At 38.2% G+C, this 23,181-nt stretch carries 24 protein-coding genes; 9 read left to right on the plus strand and 15 right to left on the minus strand.

Features of this window, described 5'->3' with window-relative positions:
- Positions 1-103: 103 nt before the first annotated feature.
- Positions 104-754, plus strand: coding sequence for a peptide-methionine (S)-S-oxide reductase MsrA (msrA, locus tag JHE06_RS10275; RefSeq protein WP_201088696.1), 651 nt, complete (start codon positions 104-106; stop codon positions 752-754).
- A gap of 148 nt (positions 755-902) precedes the next feature.
- A complete protein-coding gene (locus JHE06_RS10280; RefSeq protein ID WP_236253506.1) occupies positions 903-1,391 on the plus strand; it encodes an ECF transporter S component in 489 nt (162 codons plus the stop codon).
- Positions 1,392-1,478: 87 nt separating this feature from the next.
- On the opposite strand, the gene JHE06_RS10285 is transcribed toward JHE06_RS10280, so the two are convergent.
- Positions 1,479-2,000 (minus strand): LapA family protein, encoded by a 522-nt coding sequence (locus JHE06_RS10285; protein ID WP_058919265.1) that lies wholly within the window; start codon positions 1,998-2,000, stop codon positions 1,479-1,481.
- Between the two features lie 407 nt (positions 2,001-2,407).
- On the opposite strand from JHE06_RS10285, the gene JHE06_RS10290 reads away from it, so the two are divergent.
- Positions 2,408-4,072 (plus strand): peptide ABC transporter substrate-binding protein, encoded by a 1,665-nt coding sequence (locus tag JHE06_RS10290; protein ID WP_201088697.1) that lies wholly within the window; start codon positions 2,408-2,410, stop codon positions 4,070-4,072.
- 17 nt (positions 4,073-4,089) lie between these two features.
- On the plus strand, positions 4,090-5,319 hold the full coding sequence (gene pepT, locus JHE06_RS10295; RefSeq protein ID WP_201088698.1) for a peptidase T: 1,230 nt from the start codon (positions 4,090-4,092) through the stop codon (positions 5,317-5,319).
- A gap of 88 nt (positions 5,320-5,407) precedes the next feature.
- Here the strand turns inward: pepT and JHE06_RS10300 are convergent, their stop codons facing one another.
- The 7 genes from JHE06_RS10300 to JHE06_RS10330 form a co-directional block, all read right to left on the minus strand.
- Positions 5,408-6,268 (minus strand): pyridoxamine kinase, encoded by an 861-nt coding sequence (locus JHE06_RS10300; protein WP_058919268.1) that lies wholly within the window; start codon positions 6,266-6,268, stop codon positions 5,408-5,410.
- A 251-nt stretch (positions 6,269-6,519) separates the two neighbouring features.
- Positions 6,520-6,990 (minus strand): S-ribosylhomocysteine lyase, encoded by a 471-nt coding sequence (locus JHE06_RS10305; protein WP_058919269.1) that lies wholly within the window; start codon positions 6,988-6,990, stop codon positions 6,520-6,522.
- A 16-nt stretch (positions 6,991-7,006) separates the two neighbouring features.
- Positions 7,007-7,648, minus strand: a complete 642-nt coding sequence (locus tag JHE06_RS10310; RefSeq protein WP_201088699.1) for a class I SAM-dependent methyltransferase — start codon at positions 7,646-7,648, stop codon at positions 7,007-7,009.
- 18 nt (positions 7,649-7,666) lie between these two features.
- Positions 7,667-8,809: a bifunctional cystathionine gamma-lyase/homocysteine desulfhydrase gene (locus JHE06_RS10315; protein ID WP_201088700.1), complete on the minus strand. Its 1,143-nt coding sequence runs from the start codon at positions 8,807-8,809 to the stop codon at positions 7,667-7,669.
- The gene (locus JHE06_RS10320) at positions 8,806-9,738 is read right to left on the minus strand and encodes a PLP-dependent cysteine synthase family protein (protein WP_058919272.1); all 933 of its coding nucleotides are present in this window, start codon (positions 9,736-9,738) and stop codon (positions 8,806-8,808) included. Before JHE06_RS10320 ends, JHE06_RS10315 begins: the two co-directional genes overlap by 4 nt.
- Before the next feature lie 531 nt (positions 9,739-10,269).
- On the minus strand, positions 10,270-10,608 hold the full coding sequence (locus JHE06_RS10325) for a thioredoxin family protein (protein WP_201088701.1): 339 nt from the start codon (positions 10,606-10,608) through the stop codon (positions 10,270-10,272).
- 259 nt (positions 10,609-10,867) lie between these two features.
- A complete protein-coding gene (locus tag JHE06_RS10330) occupies positions 10,868-12,277 on the minus strand; it encodes an ISLre2 family transposase (protein WP_201088607.1) in 1,410 nt (469 codons plus the stop codon).
- A gap of 665 nt (positions 12,278-12,942) precedes the next feature.
- Between JHE06_RS10330 and JHE06_RS10335 the strand changes: the two genes are divergently transcribed.
- From JHE06_RS10335 to JHE06_RS10350, 4 genes are all read left to right on the plus strand, one after another.
- The gene (locus JHE06_RS10335; RefSeq protein WP_201088702.1) at positions 12,943-13,167 is read left to right on the plus strand and encodes a DUF1858 domain-containing protein; all 225 of its coding nucleotides are present in this window, start codon (positions 12,943-12,945) and stop codon (positions 13,165-13,167) included.
- A gap of 5 nt (positions 13,168-13,172) precedes the next feature.
- Complete coding sequence (locus JHE06_RS10340) at positions 13,173-14,504, plus strand: DUF438 domain-containing protein (protein ID WP_201088703.1); 1,332 nt, start codon at positions 13,173-13,175, stop codon at positions 14,502-14,504.
- 151 nt (positions 14,505-14,655) lie between these two features.
- Positions 14,656-15,519, plus strand: a complete 864-nt coding sequence (locus JHE06_RS10345; RefSeq protein WP_201088704.1) for a glycosyltransferase family 8 protein — start codon at positions 14,656-14,658, stop codon at positions 15,517-15,519.
- A gap of 127 nt (positions 15,520-15,646) precedes the next feature.
- Complete coding sequence (locus JHE06_RS10350; protein ID WP_201088705.1) at positions 15,647-16,489, plus strand: aldo/keto reductase; 843 nt, start codon at positions 15,647-15,649, stop codon at positions 16,487-16,489.
- A gap of 162 nt (positions 16,490-16,651) precedes the next feature.
- On the opposite strand, the gene JHE06_RS10355 is transcribed toward JHE06_RS10350, so the two are convergent.
- The 4 genes from JHE06_RS10355 to JHE06_RS10370 form a co-directional block, all read right to left on the minus strand.
- Positions 16,652-17,143 carry an LURP-one-related/scramblase family protein gene (locus tag JHE06_RS10355; RefSeq protein ID WP_201088706.1) on the minus strand — a complete coding sequence of 164 codons (492 nt, stop codon included), beginning with the start codon at positions 17,141-17,143 and terminating at the stop codon, positions 16,652-16,654.
- Between the two features lie 70 nt (positions 17,144-17,213).
- Entirely contained in the window at positions 17,214-17,735 is a 522-nt protein-coding gene (locus JHE06_RS10360) for a cysteine hydrolase family protein (protein ID WP_201088707.1), read from the minus strand.
- A gap of 115 nt (positions 17,736-17,850) precedes the next feature.
- On the minus strand, positions 17,851-18,246 hold the full coding sequence (locus tag JHE06_RS10365) for a hypothetical protein (RefSeq protein ID WP_201088708.1): 396 nt from the start codon (positions 18,244-18,246) through the stop codon (positions 17,851-17,853).
- 66 nt (positions 18,247-18,312) lie between these two features.
- Complete coding sequence (locus JHE06_RS10370; protein WP_201088709.1) at positions 18,313-18,714, minus strand: hypothetical protein; 402 nt, start codon at positions 18,712-18,714, stop codon at positions 18,313-18,315.
- 306 nt (positions 18,715-19,020) lie between these two features.
- Here JHE06_RS10370 and JHE06_RS10375 point away from each other — a divergent pair, with 306 nt between their 5' ends.
- Positions 19,021-19,902, plus strand: a complete 882-nt coding sequence (locus tag JHE06_RS10375; protein WP_058919329.1) for a LysR family transcriptional regulator — start codon at positions 19,021-19,023, stop codon at positions 19,900-19,902.
- A 182-nt stretch (positions 19,903-20,084) separates the two neighbouring features.
- Here JHE06_RS10375 and buk read toward each other — a convergent pair whose 3' ends face one another.
- The 3 genes from buk to JHE06_RS10390 are packed head-to-tail and all read right to left on the minus strand — an operon-like array spanning position 20,085 to position 23,163.
- Positions 20,085-21,170 carry a butyrate kinase gene (buk, locus tag JHE06_RS10380; RefSeq protein ID WP_058919330.1) on the minus strand — a complete coding sequence of 362 codons (1,086 nt, stop codon included), beginning with the start codon at positions 21,168-21,170 and terminating at the stop codon, positions 20,085-20,087.
- A gap of 1 nt (position 21,171) precedes the next feature.
- On the minus strand, positions 21,172-22,098 hold the full coding sequence (locus JHE06_RS10385) for a phosphate acyltransferase (protein WP_201088710.1): 927 nt from the start codon (positions 22,096-22,098) through the stop codon (positions 21,172-21,174).
- A gap of 15 nt (positions 22,099-22,113) precedes the next feature.
- Positions 22,114-23,163 carry a PTS transporter subunit IIC gene (locus JHE06_RS10390; protein WP_201088711.1) on the minus strand — a complete coding sequence of 350 codons (1,050 nt, stop codon included), beginning with the start codon at positions 23,161-23,163 and terminating at the stop codon, positions 22,114-22,116.
- Positions 23,164-23,181 lie beyond the last annotated feature (18 nt).

Below are 23,181 nucleotides of genomic sequence, written 5' to 3' on the forward strand. Positions count from 1 at the left end.
GAATCATCCATTAGAGAGGATTTTTTATTTTTCGCAGAGAAATCAGTCTGCTTTTTTGCACCACTAGTGGAATCATTTAAATAAAACCCAAAGGAGAATAGATATGACTGAACTAAACAGACAAGCTGCTAGGATCGAACGAGCAACTTTGGGCATGGGTTGTTTTTGGGGACCAGACAGCCGCTTTGGCCAACTGCCTGGTGTTATCCGAACACGCGTCGGCTATGCTGGCGGCACGACAACTGATCCAACTTATCGAACGATTGGAGACCATACAGAAACTCTTGAAATAGAATTTGATCCTGAAATCCTTTCTTATGAAGAAATTTTAACGGTTTTTTGGCAAAATCATGATGCAGCAAAAGACCGTTTTTACAAGGAACGTCAATACATTTCGCTTTTGCTCTATCATAGTGAAGAGCAAAAAAGGATTGCCTACCAAATCAAAACCGAACAAGAGCAAATTTTAGGAAAAGAAATCCAAACAGAATTTCAACCCCACACTGTTTTTTATTGTGCTGAGCATCGCCATCAAAAGTATTTTTTGAAACGTTTTTCGAAAGCAATGGACTCTCTTCTACCTCTTTTTCCAAGCGAAAAGGCTTTTGTCGATTCAACTATTGCTGCACGTTTGAATGGTTTCGTTAGAGAATTTGGTACCTTAAAAGACATAAGGGCAGAAATCCATCATTGGGGCCTTGATCCAGATAATGAACATGTATTGAAAGAACTACTGGAGAACATTAAATGGTAATTCAGTTTCTCTTTAAAAGCCGGCTGATCGAAGGAATCCCCTCTTTTGATACATGAATTCATTTAATTATAAAATATTTTTTAAAAAATATATGACAAACGTAATGAAAACCGCTATGATAAGTGTATTGTTAAAAAAAAGGGTGAAGATGATGAGAAAAATTACAACTAAAGAAATTACGCTATTTGCATTATTGATGGCCTTAACGGTTATTATGACGATGATTATCCGAATACCAACACTGAATGGCTACATTAACTTAGGCGACATGGTTTTGCTTTTTACTGGTATGTTTTTAGGTAAAAAAGCGGGCTTTTTTGTCGGTGGTTTTGGAAGCGCACTGGCTGATATTTTGACCGGGTATGCTTACTATGCACCTTTCACCTTTATTGTGAAAGGGTTAGAAGGATTTATTTGCGGGTGGATCTTCAAAAAAACAGGTTATCAAAAACCAGCTTTCGCGACTCTTCCTGCAGGTCTTTTCATGGTTTTCGGTTACTTTATCGTTAGTTACTTGATGTATGGCATCGGGGGAGCCATCGCATCTATTCCAGGTAATTTGGTGCAAGGAATCGTAGGCGCTATCGGAGCTGTTTTATTAGAAAAAAGCCTTGGGAAAAAAGTAATAAAGAATTAAAATATGTACTTTAAATACCTAAAAAGCTAAAGACCAGTGAGACAAACTTCCACTGGTCTTTAGCTTTTATAGATTGATCATCGTACATTATCTCTTATTCTTACTCGTTCTTGTTTGTTTTGTATCAGGCTCTATCCGGATACTATCGGTTACGTTTTCGCTTTTTAACTCTTGTTGATCAACATCAGCTTCTGCAAGTTTTGTGGTTGAAGTTTTCTGCTCGCTTTGTATGTCTGTAGTCGCTAGATGTTTATTCATTTCTTCTTCAAGACTGCTGACTTGTTTTTTTAATCCTTCAATTTCAGCATTTTTTTGTATCAGCTGTGCTTCAGAGTCTTGTTTAGCTTGATCGACCGCTTCTTTTTTTGATAGGTCTGCAACTCTTAGTTTATCTTCTTGTTCTTTCTTTTTTTCTCTATTCTTAGTTCCTTTTGAGAGTGCCAAAAGCCAAGCAATTAAAAGCCCTAAAACTAAAGCTCCTGCGATGACCGTCCAAACTGGCAAAGTGACTGACGTAAACCATAAACTGATCGGTACTAGCGGGTTCATATTCAAAGCAATAACCCCTATTGCCAATAAAAGCAACACTATCCCTATAATCGCGCCCATTTCCTCTTCCCCTTTCTTGGACCCTCTTGTTCGATTCACTACCCAAATTTTCTTACTGCTTACAATAAGTTTGTATTTCCAGTAACAGCAGATTGGCTTCAGTGTCTTTTGAAAGTTGAAAAAGCTGCAGCTTCGAGATTGAACAAATAAAGATCTTTATGGTCCTTCACCAAGTTTATTTCCCTCTTGGCTCTGTAAGCTAAGTATACTTTCTTTTTTTCATAGCGCCTAATAATAAGTATCTTGAAGCCTGGTTCTCTCTCTAACTTTGAATGAGACATAAGTTTTTAACATTAGCTTCTGTTATTTGTATTACCGTTTTTTATTAAAAAAAGATAATAAAAAGGTTAATTTATTGACATAATAGTGTTAAGATAAAGCTACTTTTATTTTTAGGGGGCTTCAACATGAAAAAATTCAAAAAAAAACACTTCCTTTTTTCTCTCACAGTGTTAGCTGCTTTTTTGACCGCTTGCGGAGGAACAGAAAATCAGTCAGCAACCTCTTCAACCACTGATGAAGAAGCTACCCATGCAGCAGAACAAACAATTTCAGTCGGTGTGCTGAATGAACTTTCTACCGGAGATACTTTACTGGTGTCCGATATTGGAACCAACACGGCTATGAGTCAGTATTTAGAAGGCCTTTATCGTTTGGATGAAAACAATCAACCAGAGCCGGCGCTTGCTGAAGAAACAACTGTCTCAGAAGATGGCTTAACGTATCATTTCAAGTTAAGAGAAGATGCCAAATGGTCAAATGGCGATCCGGTAACGGCGCATGACTTTGTGTATGCTTGGCAACAAGCGGTCAATCCTGACAAAGCCGCTCCTTATTCATATATGTTCACTTCCATCGTCAACGCCGAATCCATTATAAATGATGAAATGGAATCAGAAACGCTAGGTATCGAAGCTATCGGTGACCATGAATTAGAAGTGCATTTGACTGGACCGGTATCTTACTTCCTCGGAGAAATGGCTTTTCTGCCGTTTTTCCCGCAGAACCAAGCTTTTGTAGAAGAGATGGGAGAGCGTTACGGAACCAGTAGTGAAACAACGCTTTACAACGGGCCTTTTACTCTAACCGGGTGGAACGGTACCAATCAATCTTGGAAATATGAAAAAAATGATCAATACTGGGATGCAGATAACATTATTTTGGACAGTATCTCGGTTCAAGTCATCAAAGAGGTTTCTACTGCCTTAAATTTATTTGAATCGGGGCAGTTGGATGATGCTATCCTTTCAGGTGAAACAGCCAAACAATATACAAGCCACGAAGCTTATGTAGTAGAGCCGGAAGCTCGTACCAATTTTTTAGAATTCAATTATACGGACAATCCTATTTTTTCTAACGCTGATTTAAGGGCTGCTTTTTCGCTGATCTTGGATCGCAACGAATTAGCTTCTACTATTTTAGGCAATGGCTCGATTGCAGCTGCTGCTTTTGTGCCGCATTATTTTGTCAGCAATGCCGATACCGGAAATGATTTTGCAGATGATGCCGGCGACTTCCTAAACTACGATCCTGAAAAAGCTAAAGAGCTGTTTGAGGCAGCTAAAGAAGAATTAAATATGGACAAGATAGAAATTGATTTAATCGCTGATGACGATGAAACGAGTAAAGTGGTTTCACAGTATATTCAAGGCGAATTGCAAAATAACTTTGATGGCTTGAAAATAAATTTGGTCAACATACCCAAAAACAATCGAATTGAAAAAGGACAATCTGGTGATTTCGATATCATCTTAGGCGGTTGGGGAGCCATTTTACCCGATGCTATCAACTTACTTGATATCCTGAATAGTGAAACCACATTTAATAACGGACCTTACAAAAACGAAAAGGTCGATCAGTTATTGAATGATGCTGAAACGGTAAACGCTAATGATCCAAATGCCCGCTGGCAAAATATGCTCGATGCACAAAAAAACATGTTGGAAGAATACGGCTTGATTCCTTTGTACCATACAGCGGAAGCTCATTTGCGCAACCCTAAATTAAAAGATGTAGAAATTCATTCCGTCAGCGGCCGTTACGATTACCGCCGTGCTTATGTAGCCGAATAAAAGGAGGAACTATCATTATGTACGAACCACTATTAAACCGTTTCATCGCTTACGCGAAAGTAAATACTCGATCAAATCCGCACAGTTCTACAATTCCGTCCACTCCTTCTCAAATTGATTTTGCTTTGAACTTAGCTGAGGAGTTAAAAAAAATCGGATTGGATGAAGTTGAATACAATGAAGACAATGGGTTTGTCACCGCTACTTTACCAAGTAATGTAGACAAAGATGTTCCCGTCATTGGTTTTCTTGCCCACATCGATACAGCTGATTACGCTGCTGAAAACATCCAACCACAAGTGCATAGAAACTATGACGGCAAGGATATTTTGCTGAATGAAGAACTGGCGATCACAATGACTGTGGCAGAATTTCCGCAATTAAAGAATTACGTTGGTCAAACCGTCATCACAACGGATGGAACTACCTTATTAGGTGCGGATGATAAAGCCGGAATGGCTTCCATTGTTTCCGCTATGGAAGAATACACTAAACACCCTGAACGGCCGCATGGCAAAATCCGCTTAGCTTTTGGACCGGATGAAGAAATTGGTACAGGCGCTCTCTTGTTTGACGTAGAACATTTCAATGCTGATTTCGCTTATACACTGGACAGCGGTATCGTTGGAAAATTCGAGTATGAAACATTCAATGCTGCGCAAGCGGAGATAACGTTTAAAGGTACGAGCGTTCACCCCGGTTCAGCAAAAGACAGTATGGTCAATGCTTTGCTGTTAGCAGCACAATTTGCGACTGCTTTGCCGCAAGAAGAAGTTCCTGAAAAAACGGAAGGTTATGAAGGATTCTACATGCTCTCTAGCCAAGTCGGAACGATCGACGAAGTCAAAGCTACTTACATCATCCGTGATCATGATAAAAGACTATTTGAAAATCGGAAGCGTCACTTCAAGGAATTGGTCGATCAGTTCAACAGCACCTTTGATCAACCACGTTTGAGTTTGAAACTGTATGACCAGTACTACAACATGCGTGATATTATTGAAAAAGATATGTACAGTGTTGATTTGGCTTTAGAAGCTTATCGAGAATTAGGCATTGAGCCGGACGTGAAACCTTTTCGCGGCGGAACAGATGGATCGATTATCACCTACAAAGGCTTGCCAACGCCTAATATCTTTACCGGGTCTGAAAACTTGCATGGCAAATACGAATTCGTTACATTGGAAGGCATGGAAAAAGCCGCTGATGTGGTCATGAAAATCATTGAATTAACCGCTGCAAAATAGTACTTGGTGATTGGTTAATTTAAACAAAAAAATCTTAAAACCCTAGCAACTTCCGAGAATTTTTTCGGGAATTGCTGGGGTTTTAAGTTTAATCTGTTCCTTCTCTCAACTGCTGCATCAAATAAAACAACTCTTTTTCGAAAACCACTCCATATAACGGATCAATTCCCTCTTGGATCGTCTGTTCAACAACTTTAGATACATAGTTTACCGCTACTTGAGCAGCACGCAGCAATGATTGCTGTTGAAACAAGAAGCCCGCGACCGTACTGGTGAACAAATCTCCCGTACCATCAAAATGTCCCGGGTAAACTGGTGCAAATGTATACTGGATCTTGACTGCATTCGTTTTTGAAACGATGGCTGCTCCAACGCTTGCTTCATTCAGCATCACACCAGATAAAATAATTTCTTTGTCTGTTAACTGCTGCAGTTGTTTGACCAACTCTTCCACTTCGCCTTTTTGATGAGGCTTTGTTAGATACGGTCGTCCCGTCAACAGGCACGCTTCCGTGATGTTAGGTATCAAGACATCCGCATAACTGCAAAGTTCACGCATGGCTTGCACATGCTGCTGAGTGTAGCCATCATACAATTGTCCTTCGTCTCCCATCACTGGGTCTAAAACGACCAATGCCTCTTCGGTAGTAAACTCTTTGATCACCTTTTGCATTAGTTCTATTTGTTGCAAAGTCCCTAAATACCCAATGACAATGCCGTCAAATTTAATATTCAATGAACGCCAATGCTCCAGAATCGCCAAGTTCTCAGCGCTTAAATCCAGAAAGGTATACTTTTCAAACTCTTTGCCGGTATGCGTGGAAAGCAAGGCAGTAGGCAAGACATTGACCCAATTTCCCAGACAGCTCAAAATAGGGACGGCTACATTCATTGAGATCCGGCAACTAGCTGAGATATCTTGGATGACTAAAATTCTTGGTTGCTTCACGCTGTTTCCCCTCTTCTGCAATATAATCTAGCTTTAGTTTAGCATACTTCAGCTGCTCTGCCGGATTTTTTTAAAAATTCTGCTATGTCCAACACTGAAGAATACGCCGCATTGAGGGAAGCAGTAGAAGGTAATTGGAAAAAAGTTTTGTGGTTTTAACGGTAATCTTTATGTCTATCTTTGATACAACTATTAAAAAACCGGTTTTATGTCTCACAACAAAATGACTGTTTCATTCGTTGCTTTTTATATTAGCCAATGGAAAACACGTTACTCCATTCATCTCTTTTAGACAAAAACTCTCTTGCCAACTGCTGTGCTCCTTCTAACGTATGATTTGCAGCCCAACCACATTGCTTTGGGTTGCTAGCTGGTACTTCAGTAGCTATAAGCACATCTTGCATCGTCTTTTCGATTACATTTAAAATTTCATCGTAATTATTGTGGTTGATCACCGTTAAATAAAAACCTGTTTGGCACCCCATCGGACCGAAATCAACGACATAGTCGGCATGGTTTCGAATCAGTTCAGCTGTCAAATGCTCCAACGAATGAACACACATCATATCCATGTGCTCTACATTTGGTTGTGTGAATCGCACATCATATTTTAAAATCAAATCACCGTTACGACCTTCTTTTTCTCCCGCAAGACGTACATAAGGGGCTTTTACTTTTGTATGATCTAAATTAAAACTCTCTACATTCATTTTTTTTGTCATATCCTAAACATCTCCTTTATTTTTTGGTTCCAGTCACTATCCAGACGTAATCATTCATTTGCTGAACATCCACATCAAAACCGGCTTCTTCAAAAAGCTGCTCCACCGTCGAAACAATAGGATAATACTCACGCTCCAAATCTTCAGCTAATCGATAAAAGTTCTGTTTCTTGGCTTCGTTAAGCTTTTGAAAAAATGCTGCTTTGGATTTAAACATCGTATCAGCAAAAACGACTTTTCCATTCTCTTCCAATCGGAGAGCGTAATCCTTTAGTACTAGAGCCTTTTCTTTATCTGTCAAATGATGGAAGACATAGGAACTAACCATTGTATCTATTGCTCTGTCAGGTTTTGGATACTTCTGCAAATCGCCATCTATAATTTCAAGTTCGGTTGGCAGTTTTTTTTGAGCTGCTTCCCGCATTTCCCTAGAAGGCTCAATGGGAAAAACCGTTTTTCCTGCTGCTAGCAATTTGAGCGTTAAATTTCCTGTACCGATTCCAAACTCTATGATGCTGTTCCCGCTTCTTGAAACAAGCTCATTTAATATCCTATCATAATTTTTAAAGACTTCCTGGTACTCTGGGTCTTTTCCTTCAACAAACTCATCATAATCTTCTGACCAGTCTGAAAAAATTTCTAAAAATTCTCTTCCCATAAACCAACTCCGCCTTCCTTAATCCATAGCCGCTAAAGCTTGTTCCAAATCAGCAATTAAATCTTCCTTATCTTCCAGCCCAACGGATAAACGAATCAATTCATCTTTAATACCTGATGCTAAGCGGACTGCTTTTGGAATAGAGCCATGAGTCATCAAAGCTGGGATCTCTATCAAACTCTCAACTGCTCCAAGGCTTTCTGCAAGGGTAATAACTTCAAGTTTTTCTACAAATTTTTCAACAGGATAGCCCGCTTTTAATTCAAAAGAAACCATACCGCCGAAACCACTCGCTTGTTGCTTGGCAATAGCGTGTCCGGCATGTGTTGCTAGACCTGGATAATATACTTTTTCGATTCCTGAATGGTTGTTCAGATACTCGACAATGGCTTGTGCATTTTTTTCGTGTTCTTCCATACGAACGCCTAATGTTTTAATACCCCGTTGCAAGATAAAACTATCTTGCGGTCCTAAAATCCCCCCAATAGCATTTTGCAGAAAGCCAATTTCATCCGCTACTGCTTCATTGTTGGTAGTAACCAAACCAGCAACAAGATCACTGTGCCCACCTAGATATTTCGAAGCACTGTGAACCACAATATCTGCTCCTAAAGTAAGCGGACGTTGGTAATAAGGAGTCGCAAACGTATTGTCGACAATTGCTAAAGCATCATGCTTTTTAGCGATAGCTGCCACCGCCTGGATATCGGTAGTCTTTAGCAATGGGTTGGTGGGTGTTTCCAAAAATACAGCTTTTGTTTCTGGACGAATAGCGGATTCAATAAGAGCAGCATTACTGGTATCAACAGTTGTAAATTCTAATCCCAGACGAATTAAAACGGCATTGATCAACCGATACGTTCCTCCGTAAACGTCATCTCCAACGATAATATGGTCTCCTTCTGAAAAAAGAGAGAAAACAGTGTGTATTCCGGCTGAACCTGAAGCAAATGCAAAACCTCTCACACCTTCTTCCAAGTCGCTGATCAGTTCTTCAACAGCAAATCGTGTCGGATTGCCCGTTCTTGAATACTCATAGCCTTTATGTTTGCCGACTTTTTCTTGTTTATAAGTAGAGGTTTGGTGAATGGGCACATTAAGTGATCCCGTTGCTTCGTCATGGCTAATGCCCCCATGAATTAATTTTGTCTTCATTTTCATTTATTAGACACTCCTTCTTGATAAATATTTTTACTCATATAGCGTTCGCTGCTATCGGGAAAAACCGTTACGATAGTGCTCCCAGCCGGCAACTCTTGGGCTTCTTTCAGGCAAGCAGCAAACGCTGCTCCACTTGAACTTCCAACAAACACTCCATTTGATTCGGCAAGCTTTCTTACGTAGTAAAAGGCTTCTTCATCTGAAATCGTGTAAATTTTATCAATCAATTTTTGGTCCATAAAATCCGGAATAAATTCCATTCCTATTCCTTCCGTTTTATGACTGTGTGCCTGCCCTCCTCCCAATATGGATCCTTCTGGCTCAACAACACAAGCTACAGTTTCTGAATAGTGTTCTTTTAAATAGCGTGCAGTGCCAGAAAAGGTCCCTCCGCTGCCTGCACCGGCAATAAATACATCAATTCGCTTTGAACCTAAATCAAAAATAAGTTCCGGGCCCAGAGTTTCATAATAAGCTAAAGGATTCATTGGATTCTCGAATTGAGAAGGAAGATAACTGTGTTCCAGTTCAGCGGCTAGTTCTTCAGCTTTCTTAATGGCTCCTAGCATTCCTTGATTATTAGGAGTATGAACTATTGTTGCTCCTAGAGCTTTCATCAATATTTGTTTTTCTTGACTAAATTTTTCTGGAACAATAAAAATTACTTTCAAATTGTATTTTTGTGCTGCTAAAGCTAGCCCTATTCCAGTATTTCCAGCAGTCGGTTCAATAATAATGGTTTCACTATTGATCAATCCTTCATCGACGGCGCTTTTCAATAATTTTATTCCCAATCGGTCTTTAACGCTGCCGCCTGGATTAAGCATTTCTAACTTAGCAAATATTTTCGTGTTTTCCGGTAGGTCAAATCCCTGGATTTCTAACAAGGGTGTATTGCCTATTAAATCTGTGATTTTTCTGACTAACATCTCTTAACTCCTCTCCTTATCTTAAAAAAAGGTACAAAAAAAAGTGCATGAGTATAGACTCATGCACACAGAAAATCTCTCTTTAAATCCAGCTGGTTTTTAAACTGAAACCCTTTTCATCCATTCCATAGAAAGCTGGGTAAACTAAACCACCATAGCTGTCTATTCTCGAAAACACAAAAAGTTAAGTCAGTAAATCAGAAGCCAATTCAAAAGATCGTAACTGTTCACATGAGCGATTCATACAACATAGACAACACAACACATTTTTACAGTTCATCTTTTTCATCTCGGCTTCCTCCTCTTGTTTTTAATCTTTTTTGGTAAAAGTAGATTCATTGTAACAGCCCTATTTTACCTTGTCAATTTAATTTTATCGCTTAGGTTATTCTTTAACTTATTCTCTTGCTTCTTTCATTTGCCTTTATAGCTGCTAAACAGATAGTTGTTTCTTTTTTAAAAAAGTGTAGTTGCCTTCAATTGACTTAAATTTTTTCTTGGATCAATAACTAACAATAAAGAACGAATTTCTTACAGTTGCTCATAATTTTCAACGACGCGCTGGAATTGATTGTGCAGGTCATCCATAACGACAAAACGAGCTTCTCGGACAACTTCTTTATTGTCAGCAAACAAAAGCAAAGCAGGAACAGTAAATACTGTGAACTCACTTGCGACTTCTGGGACTTTATCTGCATTTATTTGAACGGGTTTGATCATAGGAAATTCTGCTAACATCTCTTGAACCTGAGGTTGAACGGCATGACAAACGCCGCAATTCTCTCTTGAAATGTATACAAATGCCAATGGGTTTTTATTAATAAATTCTCTGATCTCGTTAATAGAGGATGCTTGAGGAAAAGTGTTCATTCTTAACGCCGCCTCTTTTCTTTTTGCTTATTCGTTAAATTGGAATTCTATTTCTTTAAGTGTACCTTATTCCTATTGATGAGACAAACAAATGAGACAGCTTGTTTGTGTCAAGTTTTTCTCGAGTGTCCTATTCCTTCACTAGTTTAGGCACTCTATTTTTGTACACCCATCAGCTACCGCACGGCTCCGCCGCTTGCTGGCCCATCTTTTGGAAGAACGTTCCTAAAACCAGGAACCTTCTCCCAAAAGACAGGAATTAACGAAAACTTTTAATTAATTGTCCTATTGCCGATGAACGAGAGGCATACAAGGGAATGGTCCCATTCTTTGCCCCGACTGACTGCCGTGTTTTCTCATGCAATAACGACGATAAACGAACCGTTTGGTTCAGCTTGCGCTGTTGTCTCGCACTTCTATTTTGTTGATGAAGGTAGGCTTCACGCAAGGTGTGATTGAACATCCCTTGTTTTACCTTTACCATAGCTTCGCAACCTTCTGCGCTCCAATGCATCCCACGCTTTTTCATGCGAAAAGAGATGTGTCGTTGATTCGATTCCATTGCGCCTAAACCTCTTGCATCCTCTGGTGCTTGTTCTACTTTTTCGCGCCAATCGAAAATCCGATCCCAATTCCGTAAGACATAGGTTCTAAATGTATTCAGTTTTTCCACTGCTGAAGTTTCGTCTAACGTACTTTCATACGTATCTAACCAAATAGTTAAATCATCTAAATCGTGTGTTTTTATCGCTTGCTTGACCTGTTGTTTAAAGACAGTCGTTTTCACACCAAATGCACGATTTAACCCTTGAAAGACATGATAAGAGTCTAGCTGATTGAAAACGGGATAATTCGATTGAGAAAAAGCTTCTTGGAATCTATCTGCAGTATAGCCTTGTCCACCGTCACTATTGGTAATGACTTGGGCTTGTTGTAAGGCATAATGATTCGCTGTAAAGGCTTGGACCTCTGCCCAAAAACCAGCGGTTTTTTTAGTCGTCATAATGGCTTTAGGTTCCTTTAAGGAAACGCGTTCTCCGTTTTTATTCCAGCCTTCGTAAAGAATGGCATGACGAACTTCTAAGCTTTTTTTCTTTTCTGTTCCACGAACAAAAACTCCATCAGCCTCGGCATAGAAATAGTCCACTTTTTTTCCTTCAGGCAATTCAGCTGCTTCTTCTAGCTCCAATACGCTTTCTTCATCTTCACGTGCTTGTGCTGATCCAACGCGTTTAAGAAGACTGCCAACTGTTTGGTGGCTGATCGTGACAGCCGTCCATTCATTTAGAATAGTTGCAGTATCTCGATAAGTAGCTTTACTCGCCAACTCAGCCACTTTTACTTCTACTAATGGACTATGACGCTGATATTTTCGAATGCCTAACCACTCATCTAGTGGATAATGATTCTGATCCGTGTGATCTACCATTAAGGTACGATAGTACCGAACGGGACCGAAAATAAATTGGACCGTTTTCCAATCTTCTCGTTTCACTTTCCAACCTTCAAGTTGTTTCTCCTCTTTGATCACCTGATTGATATGAGTGAAGACATCTCCTACTAATTCAGAAAATACTTCATACATATAAACTTGAATAGCTTCTTCTGTCTCTATTAAGTTACTTGAATCCTTTATTATTTGGTAAACCTTTGATATAATCTTATTCATAAGAAGGCCTCTTTCATTTATGTATTTGCCGGTCAAGCATACATTTATGATAGAACGCCTTCTTTCTTTTTGCTAGTAAAATTATTAACTCTCGAGAACTATTTTACACATACAGACAGCTTCTGTAATAGACGCATTTCCAACGGTGTCATTTATAAAAAGCCAATGCAATATGATCAGAAACTGAGAAGAGACAAAGGATTTCACACCAAAAAGAAACTAAGACAATTTATAATTTCTTACACTTATAGACACTAGTGAGTAAAGTCTCTCATGTCTATTTCTTTCGCAAATGTTTGCAATTGAACTATTATGCTTTTTTTATAAAAAACATAAAAGCTGAGCCTTTATTCTTTTAGTATTTAAAAGCTAGATAGATTCTTTTCTAACTTTAGCAGTTCCTGATCCATATCGATATTGTTCAACACTATTCAATCATTTCCTGAATTCAATACTATAAGTCATCTACCACAGTCGGATTTACGTAAAAGTTTATTTTTCCAACGTTCAAGGAAAACGCAGGCATTATTAAGCAAAATAAGAAATTTGGCAAATAGCGAACTTAAACAAAGGTTAGTTTATCTTGTTCTTCTAGTTTTTATGTTGTATAGTATGTGATATAGTTAACAATCTAATTTTATCTTTTCAGGAATGGAGCAATTGATATGAAAGAAATCAACTTAAGTTCTTCTGTGTACGAATTGGTCACAGCTTACCCCGAAATTCAAACCGTTCTATTTGATTTAGGTTTAAAAGATATTCAGAACCCTGCTATGTTAACCACTGTTGGAAAATACATGACTATCCCAAAAGGAGCAAAAATGAAAAAAATTGATCTCTACACGATTATTGATCAATTGGAACAATTAGGCTTTACTATTAAGGAGTGATTTTTTTGGAAAACAATACTGTTCACCGTCAAAAAAAGATTGTCGAAATATTAACATTGCTTCACGAAGGCGGCGAGTTTGAAGAAGCAAAGCGCCTTTTCGACGAATCCTTCGATGGTGTGGACGTCAGCGAGATCACGGCAGCAGAAAGAGAATTGATTGCCAGCGGCTTAGATCCTTCTGAAATTCAACATTTATGCAATGTTCATGCGGCCGTTTTCAAAGGTTCCATCAGAGATATCCACCGCTCAAATTATGAACACGAACTCCCTGGACATCCCGTTCATACTTTAAAGTTAGAAAATAGAGTGATTCGCTCGCTCTTAGAGGATGAAATCAAAGGGACGTTTGACCGTTTTTCTGGCGGAGACTTTTCTCAAAAAGAACGTTTGCAAAACGCTTTACTAGATTTAATGCAAATCGATAAACATTATGCCCGAAAAGAAACGCTGATTTTCTCTTATATGGAGCGGTACGGTATTACTGCGCCGCCAAAAGTCATGTGGGGTGTCGACGATGACATTCGTGCAGCGATCAAAGATGTAAATGCTTATTTAAACAGCAAACTGTTTGCTATTAATCCTTTGCGAGATAAAATCGAACACGTTATGATGGAAGTCGAAGAAATGATTTTTAAAGAAGAAGAAATATTAATTCCGATGATTTTAGATGTCTTTACTCTAACGGATTGGCAAAGAATTGCTGAAGATAGTTTGGATATCGGCTTTGCTTTTATCCCTCAGCCTCTTACATGGAAACCAAGTAAAGAAGCTTTGAAACAAGAAAAGGAACAGCAAGTAGACCGTTCAGAAGCTGCAAAAAAAGCAGCGGCGATGACAGAAACGATTGCTGCAGAACTAGAATTGCCTATGTCTACTGCTCAAACAGAACAGTACAATTGGCGAGACAGCCCATTAAGCGAAGGCGAAATTGTTTTGCCAACTGGTGTCCTGCAACTAAAAGAATTAACCGCTATTTTTGGCGTTTTGCCTGTTGACTTAACTTTTGTCGATAAAGACGATCGCGTATGCTTCTACTCTGAAGGAAAGAATCGGGTTTTTCCACGCACAAATTCCGTCATTGGGCGCGAAGTTATCAATTGTCATCCGCATAAGAGCATGCATATGGTTCAAAAGATCCTTGATGATTTTAGAAGCGGAGAAAGAACTGAAGCTGATTTCTGGATCAACATGCATGGAAAAATGATTTATATCCGTTATTTTGCCATTTACGATACCGAAACAAATGATTACCTAGGTTGTTTAGAAGTTACACAAGACATTACCGAAATACAAAAAATCCAAGGAGAAAACCGGTTATTGAGTGAAGAAAGCTGAATTTGAGATGTACAGAAGTCAATTTATTTAAAATCCTTTTCTCCTACCTTGTCAGCTGATACTAGCAGCTCCATTTAACTTGTTCTTGGATTTTCTTGATAGTTTCAGACATACTTATAGTAGAATGTTAAATGATATAGGAGCCTGTCTAATGAATTTATTGTTTACTTTGAACGAAACTTATTTGCCGCCATTTTATACATTGCTTCATTCGATTTTCTACTCAAACAGTCGTGAAGAAGTATTTGACATCTATTTAATGCACAAAGACATTTCGGATAACCAGCTTCTTCGGTTAGAAGCATTTATCAATACAGAAGGGCATTCTTTACATGTTATTGATTGTACGAATCTTTTTGAAGAAGATACGGTCGTCAACAGGTACTACTCCATTGAGATGTATTACCGGTTGTTGGCTCCTTTTGTATTGCCAGACAAATTAGATCGTATTCTATATTTGGATCCAGATATCATTAATTTAAATTCATTTGCTAAGTTCTACAATCAAGATTTTAAAGGTAAGCTATTTATTGCAACAACTCATGAATATGCAACCAAATGGATTCAACCTCTTAATAATCTCCGCTTAGGAACACTAAAATCTGAAGATTATTTCAATACTGGAATTTTATTGATGAATCTACCCGAAATACGGACAAAAGTAACGCCAGATGATATTTTTAAAGCTATCCAAACAAATAAAAACCGTCTCGTTTTGCCGGATCAAGATATTTTCAATCATTTATATTGGAACCGCATCGGCGAAGCAGATTGGCGTATTTATAACTTAGACCCGCGTTTTTATTCAAAACTGAAACTCTTTTTTCCTGCAGTTTACAATCAAGAATGGGTAGAAAAAAACGTAGTCTTCATTCACTATTGCGGTAAGCATAAACCCTGGCTGGAAAATGAAAAATACCGCTATGATCTCGGTTTCTATTATCATGAATTTGAAACGGATCATACCTATCTATCTGCTTACCATCCCGAACTTGAGGAACAAAACGATGCTTAAACCAGCTGATATTTTTTTATAAAGATACTCAACCTCTAAATACAATCCGTTAAAGCATTTCCTTGCAGCCATTTTTTTACATGGTAAACTTCTATTGTAGAACCAGCATTTTAAGAGGAGAGATGATATGGATAAAAATGTTCCAGAAATCACATTGAACGATGGATTAATCGTGCCCAATATTGGCTTTGGTACGTATACTATAAAAGGAGCACGTGGAGTAAATGCTATTGAAGATGCCATTGCTGCGGGTTACCGTTTAATCGATACCGCCTATAATTACGAAAACGAAGCAACCGTTGGACAAGCCATCAAGCGCAGTTCTGTTCCCCGCGAAAAATTAGTGGTAACCTCAAAACTTCCTGGTCGTTACCACCTGTATGATGATGCCGTCACTGCTATCCAAGAATCCCTTTACCGGGCAGGGCTTGATTACTATGACCTTTATTTGATTCATTGGCCTAACCCTAAACAAGACCAGTATATAGAAGCATGGCAAGCCTTAATTGATGCACAAAAGTTTGGTTTGATTCGTTCAATCGGCGTTTCTAACTTTTTGCCAGAACATTTAAAACGATTGGAAAAAGAAACAGGCGTATTGCCAAGTATCAATCAAATCGAACTCCATCCTTATTTTACTCAAGAAAAACAACTCGCTTGGAACAAAGAACAGGGTATTCAAACACAATCTTGGAGTCCTTTAGGCAGAGCCAACGATATCTTGCAAAATAAAGCCATCAAAGAAATCGCAGATACCCACCAAAAATCTATTTCGCAAACCATTTTACGTTGGCATATCCAATTAGGTTCTATTCCGATTCCTAAGTCCTCTTCATTTAAACACCAATTAGACAACTTATCGATTTTTGATTTTGTATTGACTGACGAAGAAATGACTCTGATCTCTGCCTTAAACAAACCAGATGGACGCAACAAGAATCAAGATCCAGCTGAATATGAAGAGTTTTAACTAAAAAACAGGCGCTAGGGAGTAAAACCGCTAGTACCTGTTTTTTTAGTTTATGAGCTTAAGTTCTTTCAATAAACTAATAGTTTTATTCACATTTTATAGAGAGTTTATTTTATTATTTATTTTTCTCTCCATATGTCATGTGTTGATAAATTTTTCTTTTTACGAACCACTGCTGCCAGCGGCTCGCTGACTTGCCATCACACAATCGATAACAATGATTACGCCTAAAGCTGCTAACACATTGGTTTCATCGCTAATGTTCAACGCATAGGAATCACCCCAGCTCAGCCACTCTTTAGAAATATCTGCAATCGCTCTTCCTTGTTCTACGATTTGATAATTATGTTCCCAAAAAGAGCCTTCTACGTTCCAAGAAGGACCTTCAATTGTGTAACGCGGTCTTAAAAAAGTGAATTCTTTGCTCACTACAGCCACTTCTTTATCTTCAATAAACAATGAATACGTAGGTAAAAACCGCCACAGCCGTTGTTCGATATACAGTACTTCGTGTCCGCTCATATCTCGCACATGCAATTTCTTTCCCCATGAAAAGAGTTCGCCTTCTACTGAATAAACATCTTGTCCTTGGTTGTTTTTAATTGTAAACCGGTCATTCCAAGAAAATATTTTCTGCTTGATATAATACTCCATTGGCTATCGCCTTTCTAATTTAAAGGTTTCTTTCTCCTGATTTCTACAAACGAACACACTTCTTCGATGTTTAGGTTTCATCTGAAGATTGCACTTCCATTTTTAAGCTCTTCATAACATCCAAAGCTGCTTGATGAAGTTCAGGTGTTGTACCCACACACATATCTTTTAAAATCCGAATTGAGGCTAGAGGAAATGATGTGTGAAGCATCACCGCATTTGAGAGGACACAGACATTTGTTTCAACACCGACAAATTCAATAAGTCTATCAGGATCTTCTCCGTATTCTTTTTTCAGTTCAGCTGCATCTTCCGGCGAGATAGAATGAAAATTTTTCTTAATAGCTGTGTGGTTTTTTAAAGCCTCTTTTAAAGGAGGATACAAGTCCATTCCCCATTGTTTTTCTTCTTTAGAACGCTCATCTTCTTCTGTATCGTGTTGATCCAAAGTATAGTAAATTGGTTCGCCTTGTTCTTCTTGTTTCTTTATTTCTTGTAGGATTTTTGGAACAATTGCGGCTGCACCAGGTACTGGTAATTTTCCTTTTTCGTTATCAACAAAATCATTTTGCATATCAATAATGAAAAGCATTGCCTTCAACCTCCTATTAACAACTGTTTTCTACAATGTCAGGTCCTATTTTTAATTTAAGGTCTCTACTCTGCCTTAAACTAAAAGAAAAACCTCACTAAACCAACTAGCTTCTTTAATTATCCGTTTTTTGATGACTCATGAAGTCTCTCGTATTCTTTTTATTAAAATCCGTTAGCAATAGTTTTGACGTTTTAAACTTTCGTTCTGTAATGGTGTATTGATCGTCTATTTTTTCGTTTAACGTTAATAAGATTCTAAAGGTAAACAGGTTTTCTTTTATGTCCAAGTTCAACAGTTCGCTTATATCTCGTTTGAAAGAATCATAAAAATCAAACGTTGCAGTACTAGTAGCTGTAACTACAAAAAAAGATTCACCTATGTAGATGCAATAGAAAAAGTTTGCCCCAATTTTTTGTCCAATGATCGTTTTCCCTTTCTTAAACTTCGCGTCAGGATAAGTTGCAAAAAGGTGATCAAGGTAATTTTCTTCCTTTAGTATAATGTTCATCTCCACTAACCTCTCTTCCTCTATTCATTTTTTAAAGCTTTGTCTCGTTTAAGCATGAATTTCTGATTAGTTCTTATTGGATGAGAATAACAAAGCAATTGAAGTTGCATACAAAATAATCAAAAGCAGTACAAAAAACAATAAAAATAATGCTAGGATAGAAAATACCGTGGCTAACAATGGCAATAATAACGCTGCACTAGTCAGTACTAGAACCAAGGCAAGTACAATATAAATCTTTATCCAGGTTAAACTTTTTTTGAAAACTACTTGATAGAAACCAAACCACTTAACCACTTCAAATAAGATAGTTACCAAATTTATCGGAGTATCCCAATTTGTTGAACTTGCTGCGTTCTCTAATGCAAGTGTATTAAGATATGCTAACAAACCAGCGATGGCAAAAACGGTTAGCGTCGATAGGATGTTGCTGAGCGTCAACAACACTATTCCAATATTTTTCTTCATTTGACACCACTTTATGTCTTTCGTCTTTTCTTAGTTCTATTTATGGTAATAGTATACTTTATTACCCATATAAACAATATTTTTCATTCTCACTAACTATAAATTTTTTAAACAAATCTTCGGTTTCCTCACACATTAGAATTTTGGGTTTTCAAGAAGTTTCACAATGGTCTCATCTTTTTTTAATCCATTGATTAGGGATATATGGTAAACTCACTATATAAGTAAGCGTTTTCCCAAGCAACCGTCTTCAGTTTAATATTGTTAGGTATTACACAATGTTTTTTAAAAGGAAAGGAGTAAACAATGGAACTTCGTCAATTAAAGTATTTCATCACAATTGCTAATACTAGAAGTTATACTGCAGCTGCAAAAAGTTTATTTGTCACACAACCTACTTTAAGTTGGAATATTCAACAATTGGAAGAAGAGTTTAATGCTCATTTATTTTTTCAAACTAAACAAGGACTTCAGTTAACAGAAAAAGGAGAAAAGCTACTGACGCGCGGACAAAAAGTCTTAGATGAATTTGAAGGCTTAATCGAAGATATGCATAAAATGAAACCTGGGAAGAAAAACTTGAAAGTGGGTATCACCGTTCTTTTCGTTATCCAATATATGGAACAAATCGTTCAATTTACAACTATGAATCCTGAAGTTGAACTAACATTTGTTCAAAGCGGGTCTGTTGAAATCCAAGAGAAACTTGCTCAAAATGAAATAGATATTGGCTTGGTTTCTTTTCCTAATTATGAATCCTCTATTGAGATAGAACGGTTAAATACTTCTCATTCCCAATATACTGTTTCTGTCGTTTTGCCTTTTGATCATCCGCTTGCACAAAAAGAAACTATTGAAATCAAAGATTTAAAAGGTTATGATATTTGCTCTTTTTCTAATGATTATGTACTGGGGAACATTCTCCACGAACGTTGTTCGGAATCTGGGTTCCATCCTAACATAATCTTTACTAATAAGAATTGGGAAGTTCTTTTACAGAATACCTTGACAACAAAGGCTTTAACTTTAATGCCTCAAGCATTGGAGAGAATCAGCAATTTTAAAAATTTGAAATGGATTCCTTTAAAAGATAAAGCAAATTTTTTTGAAATAGGCATCGCTTATAAAAAAAATCAAAATTTGGAAGAACATGCTATCCGTTTCGTTAACTTTATGAAAAAAAATTAGCTGCTCTTATTTTTCACATCAAAAAAACAGCATGCTCTATAATACTATGGTGGTTAAAAATGAAATAAACAGCGACAAGGACCTACTTAGAAATAAACAACCTCTTTTAAAGTGTGTTTTGGTTCAATAATAGTAAAAAAAGAAGTTGAGAAAACTCCTCAGCTTCTTTTGTGTTTAAAGATTTAATTATAAGCAAGTTCTCGAAAAATATTTGCTTTTTCTTGTCCAGTCAATACACGTCGCGCACCCTTGGCTAAAGCTGTCAATTCTTCTTCTCCAGGAACAATGTATACAGGAGCAAGGAAAGAAGTTCTTTCTTTAACTAATTCTGTAATACGAGCAGAATGAGCCAGACCTCCTGTTAAAATGATACCGTCTACTTTTCCATAAAGAACGGTAGCTAACTCACCAATTGTTTTTGCGATTTGGTAAGCCATTGCTTCCAAGACGATTTTAGCTTTTGCATCCCCTTGTTGAGCTTTTTTTTCAATGGCTCGTGCATCATTTGTGCCAAAGTAAGAAACAAGCCCGCCTTTTTTCCTAGTCAGATCTGTCATTTCTTGTCTAGAGTAGCTGTAGCACAGCGGGATAACTTCTTTTAACGGTAGTCCGCCGGTACGTTCTGCTGAAAACAATCCTTCATCATCTGAAATCAAATCGATCATCCGCCCTTTTTGGTGAGCGCTAGCAGAGCTGCCTCCTCCTACATGTGCCACTACAAAGTTGCTTTCTTCATAAGGTTTTTTCAGCTCGTCTTCAGCAACCTTCATACAAACAGCCCGCATATTTAAAACATGTCCGATACTTTTTCGTTCAATCAGTGCCAAGCCTGATATACGAGCCACGTCTTCCATTTGGTCAACCGTCACCGGGTCATAGATATAGGCTTGGCATTCAAGAGTACCAAATTTTTCAGAAATCCCTTTTGCAAGGCTCGCTCCTAAATTAGATGCATGTTCTAAAATAGGGCGGTTCTTCAAACAATCCATAATGGCATCATTAACCAAGTACGCCCCTGCATCGACTGGAGGCAACAATCCTCCTCGCCCAACAACGGCATCTAGAGAACCTGCTGACAAATTTTTAGTCGTTAAGTAATCAGCAATGTCTTGGTAACGAAATCCATATTGTTCCATAATAGTCTGGTATTCAGCCACTTTTTCATAAGAATAAGTTAGTTCATGTTTCCATTGCAGGACATCATCTTCAAAATACCCGATTTTAGTAGAAGTAGCACCGGGATTAATAGCTAGTATATGATCTGTCATTTTATTCAGATACTCCTTTCTTATTAGCTCCTTGACTAACTTTGAGAGCCAGCAGAAGCGAATTTCTTTTCTCTGCAGCTGAAGAACTTCTCGAAGTCAAAATGATAGGAACTTCAGCTCCCACAATGATACCAGCCATTTTTCCGCCAGCTAAAAGAGTCATACTTTTAGAAAGAGCGTTGCCTGATACAATGTCTGGCGCTACTAACACGTCTGTATCTCCTTGTATTTTTCCTTGATACCGTTTCTCGCCGGCTGCTTCCGGGCTTAATGCAATATCCAAAGAAATCGGGCCTTCAACAATCATGTCTGGTGCATGAGAAAATTCTTTGGTCAGTTCTGCAGCATCAACAGAAGCCGGGAGTTTTGGCTGTACGACTTCTGCAGCGGACAGAACGGCAAACTTGGCCTTCTGATAACCTAAAGCCTGCATCACTTCTGAAGCATTTTTGATAATGGCCTTTTTCTGTTCAATGTCGGGAGTTAAAACCATTCCCCCATCGGTTACTCCAATAAGCTTTGGGTAAGCAGGGACTTCAATCAAAGCTAAATGAGACAGTACTTTTTGTTTGCGAATGCCTGTTTCATGATTCACTACTTCTTTCAACAACGTTCCTGTCTGCAAATCGCCTTTCATAATGAACTCGACTTGACCTTCTTTTGCCAATTGAATTCCTTTAAAAGCTGCTTCTGTATCTGTTTCAGCATGCACGATAATATACGATGCATTTTTAATCGTTATTTCTGACAGATGCTTTTTGATAGCTTCTTCATCACCAATCAAATACGGAATGACCAAATTTTCCTCTGCCAGTTCAAAAATGCTTTCTAAAGCATGTCTGCTGGCAGCTTTAACAACGGCGACTTTCTTAGGTTCATTTTTTTTTTGCATCAATTCTTGCTGCAATTCTTTGAAACTTTGAATCATTTTGCTGCCTCCTGCCTATGCTAATTCTAATTTGTAATCTTCTGGCGAAATAATCGGCCAGATTTTAGTAAATAAATGGTTGAATCCAACACCAAATACGATAGGTGCCACTAGAAAAACGAGAATTGTCACAATGATGTTGCCTACTGACCATCCTGCGATATTCAGGTGGTTTACGGGTCCTACCAACCCACTAAAGCCAAATCCTGCACTCATCGGTGTACCTTGGATGTTAAAGATAGCGGCTAGTGCACCTAAACAAGCTGCATTGCAAATGATTGGCAGCATAATCTTGGGCTTAGCAAATACGTTCGACATTGATACTTTTGGCGAACCAATAAAATGCGCCAAACTTGTTCCGATAGGATTGACTCTCCATCCAGCAACTGCTAATCCGAAGCCGGCAGCACAAACGCCTAGGTTTCCTGCTCCTGAACCAATTCCTACTAATGAAATAGCTAACGCTATTCCTACTGTAGTAATAGGAGAAACAATTAAAATAGAGAAAATGATGGCAATCAACACAGACATAACGATTGGCTGGAAATTCAGCAGTTGTGCGGTCAAATGACCGATAAGCGTGGTAATACTCTTTATATAAGGCAAAATAAACAGCCCCGCTCCGCCGCCGACAATTAAAGAAATTGGAGGAATCAAAAGTATCGTGTAGGCTTTTAAGCGGTTACCTAACACTAAAATCAATCCAGCTGCAATAGCTGCAGTCAGACCTACGTTGATCACATCTCCAGTACCATTTAAAGTCATTCCTTCTGCATTAAATTGAACAGCTCCGCCGCCTAAAACAGCTGCTAATCCTAGAGAAGTAGACTGAATAGGAGTAAACTTAAAGTTTATTCCGACTAACACACCGACAACCAGTCCTAACATCGAATTAGACATGGACGTAGCGTTCAACACAAATTCTCCTTGAGGAAATACCGGAAGCAATGCTTTAAACAACTCTCCTAGTAATGCTCCAGGAATTAAAGCAACAACTGTCCCAATGGCTAGACCGTTTAATACATTCATTGCATACTTTTTAGGGGTAAGTCTCTCAGTTTCCATGATCCATTCTCCTTTTTT

It is taken from the genome of Carnobacterium sp. CS13 (assembly GCF_016653495.1).
Lineage (GTDB): Bacteria > Bacillota > Bacilli > Lactobacillales > Carnobacteriaceae > Carnobacterium_A > Carnobacterium_A antarcticum.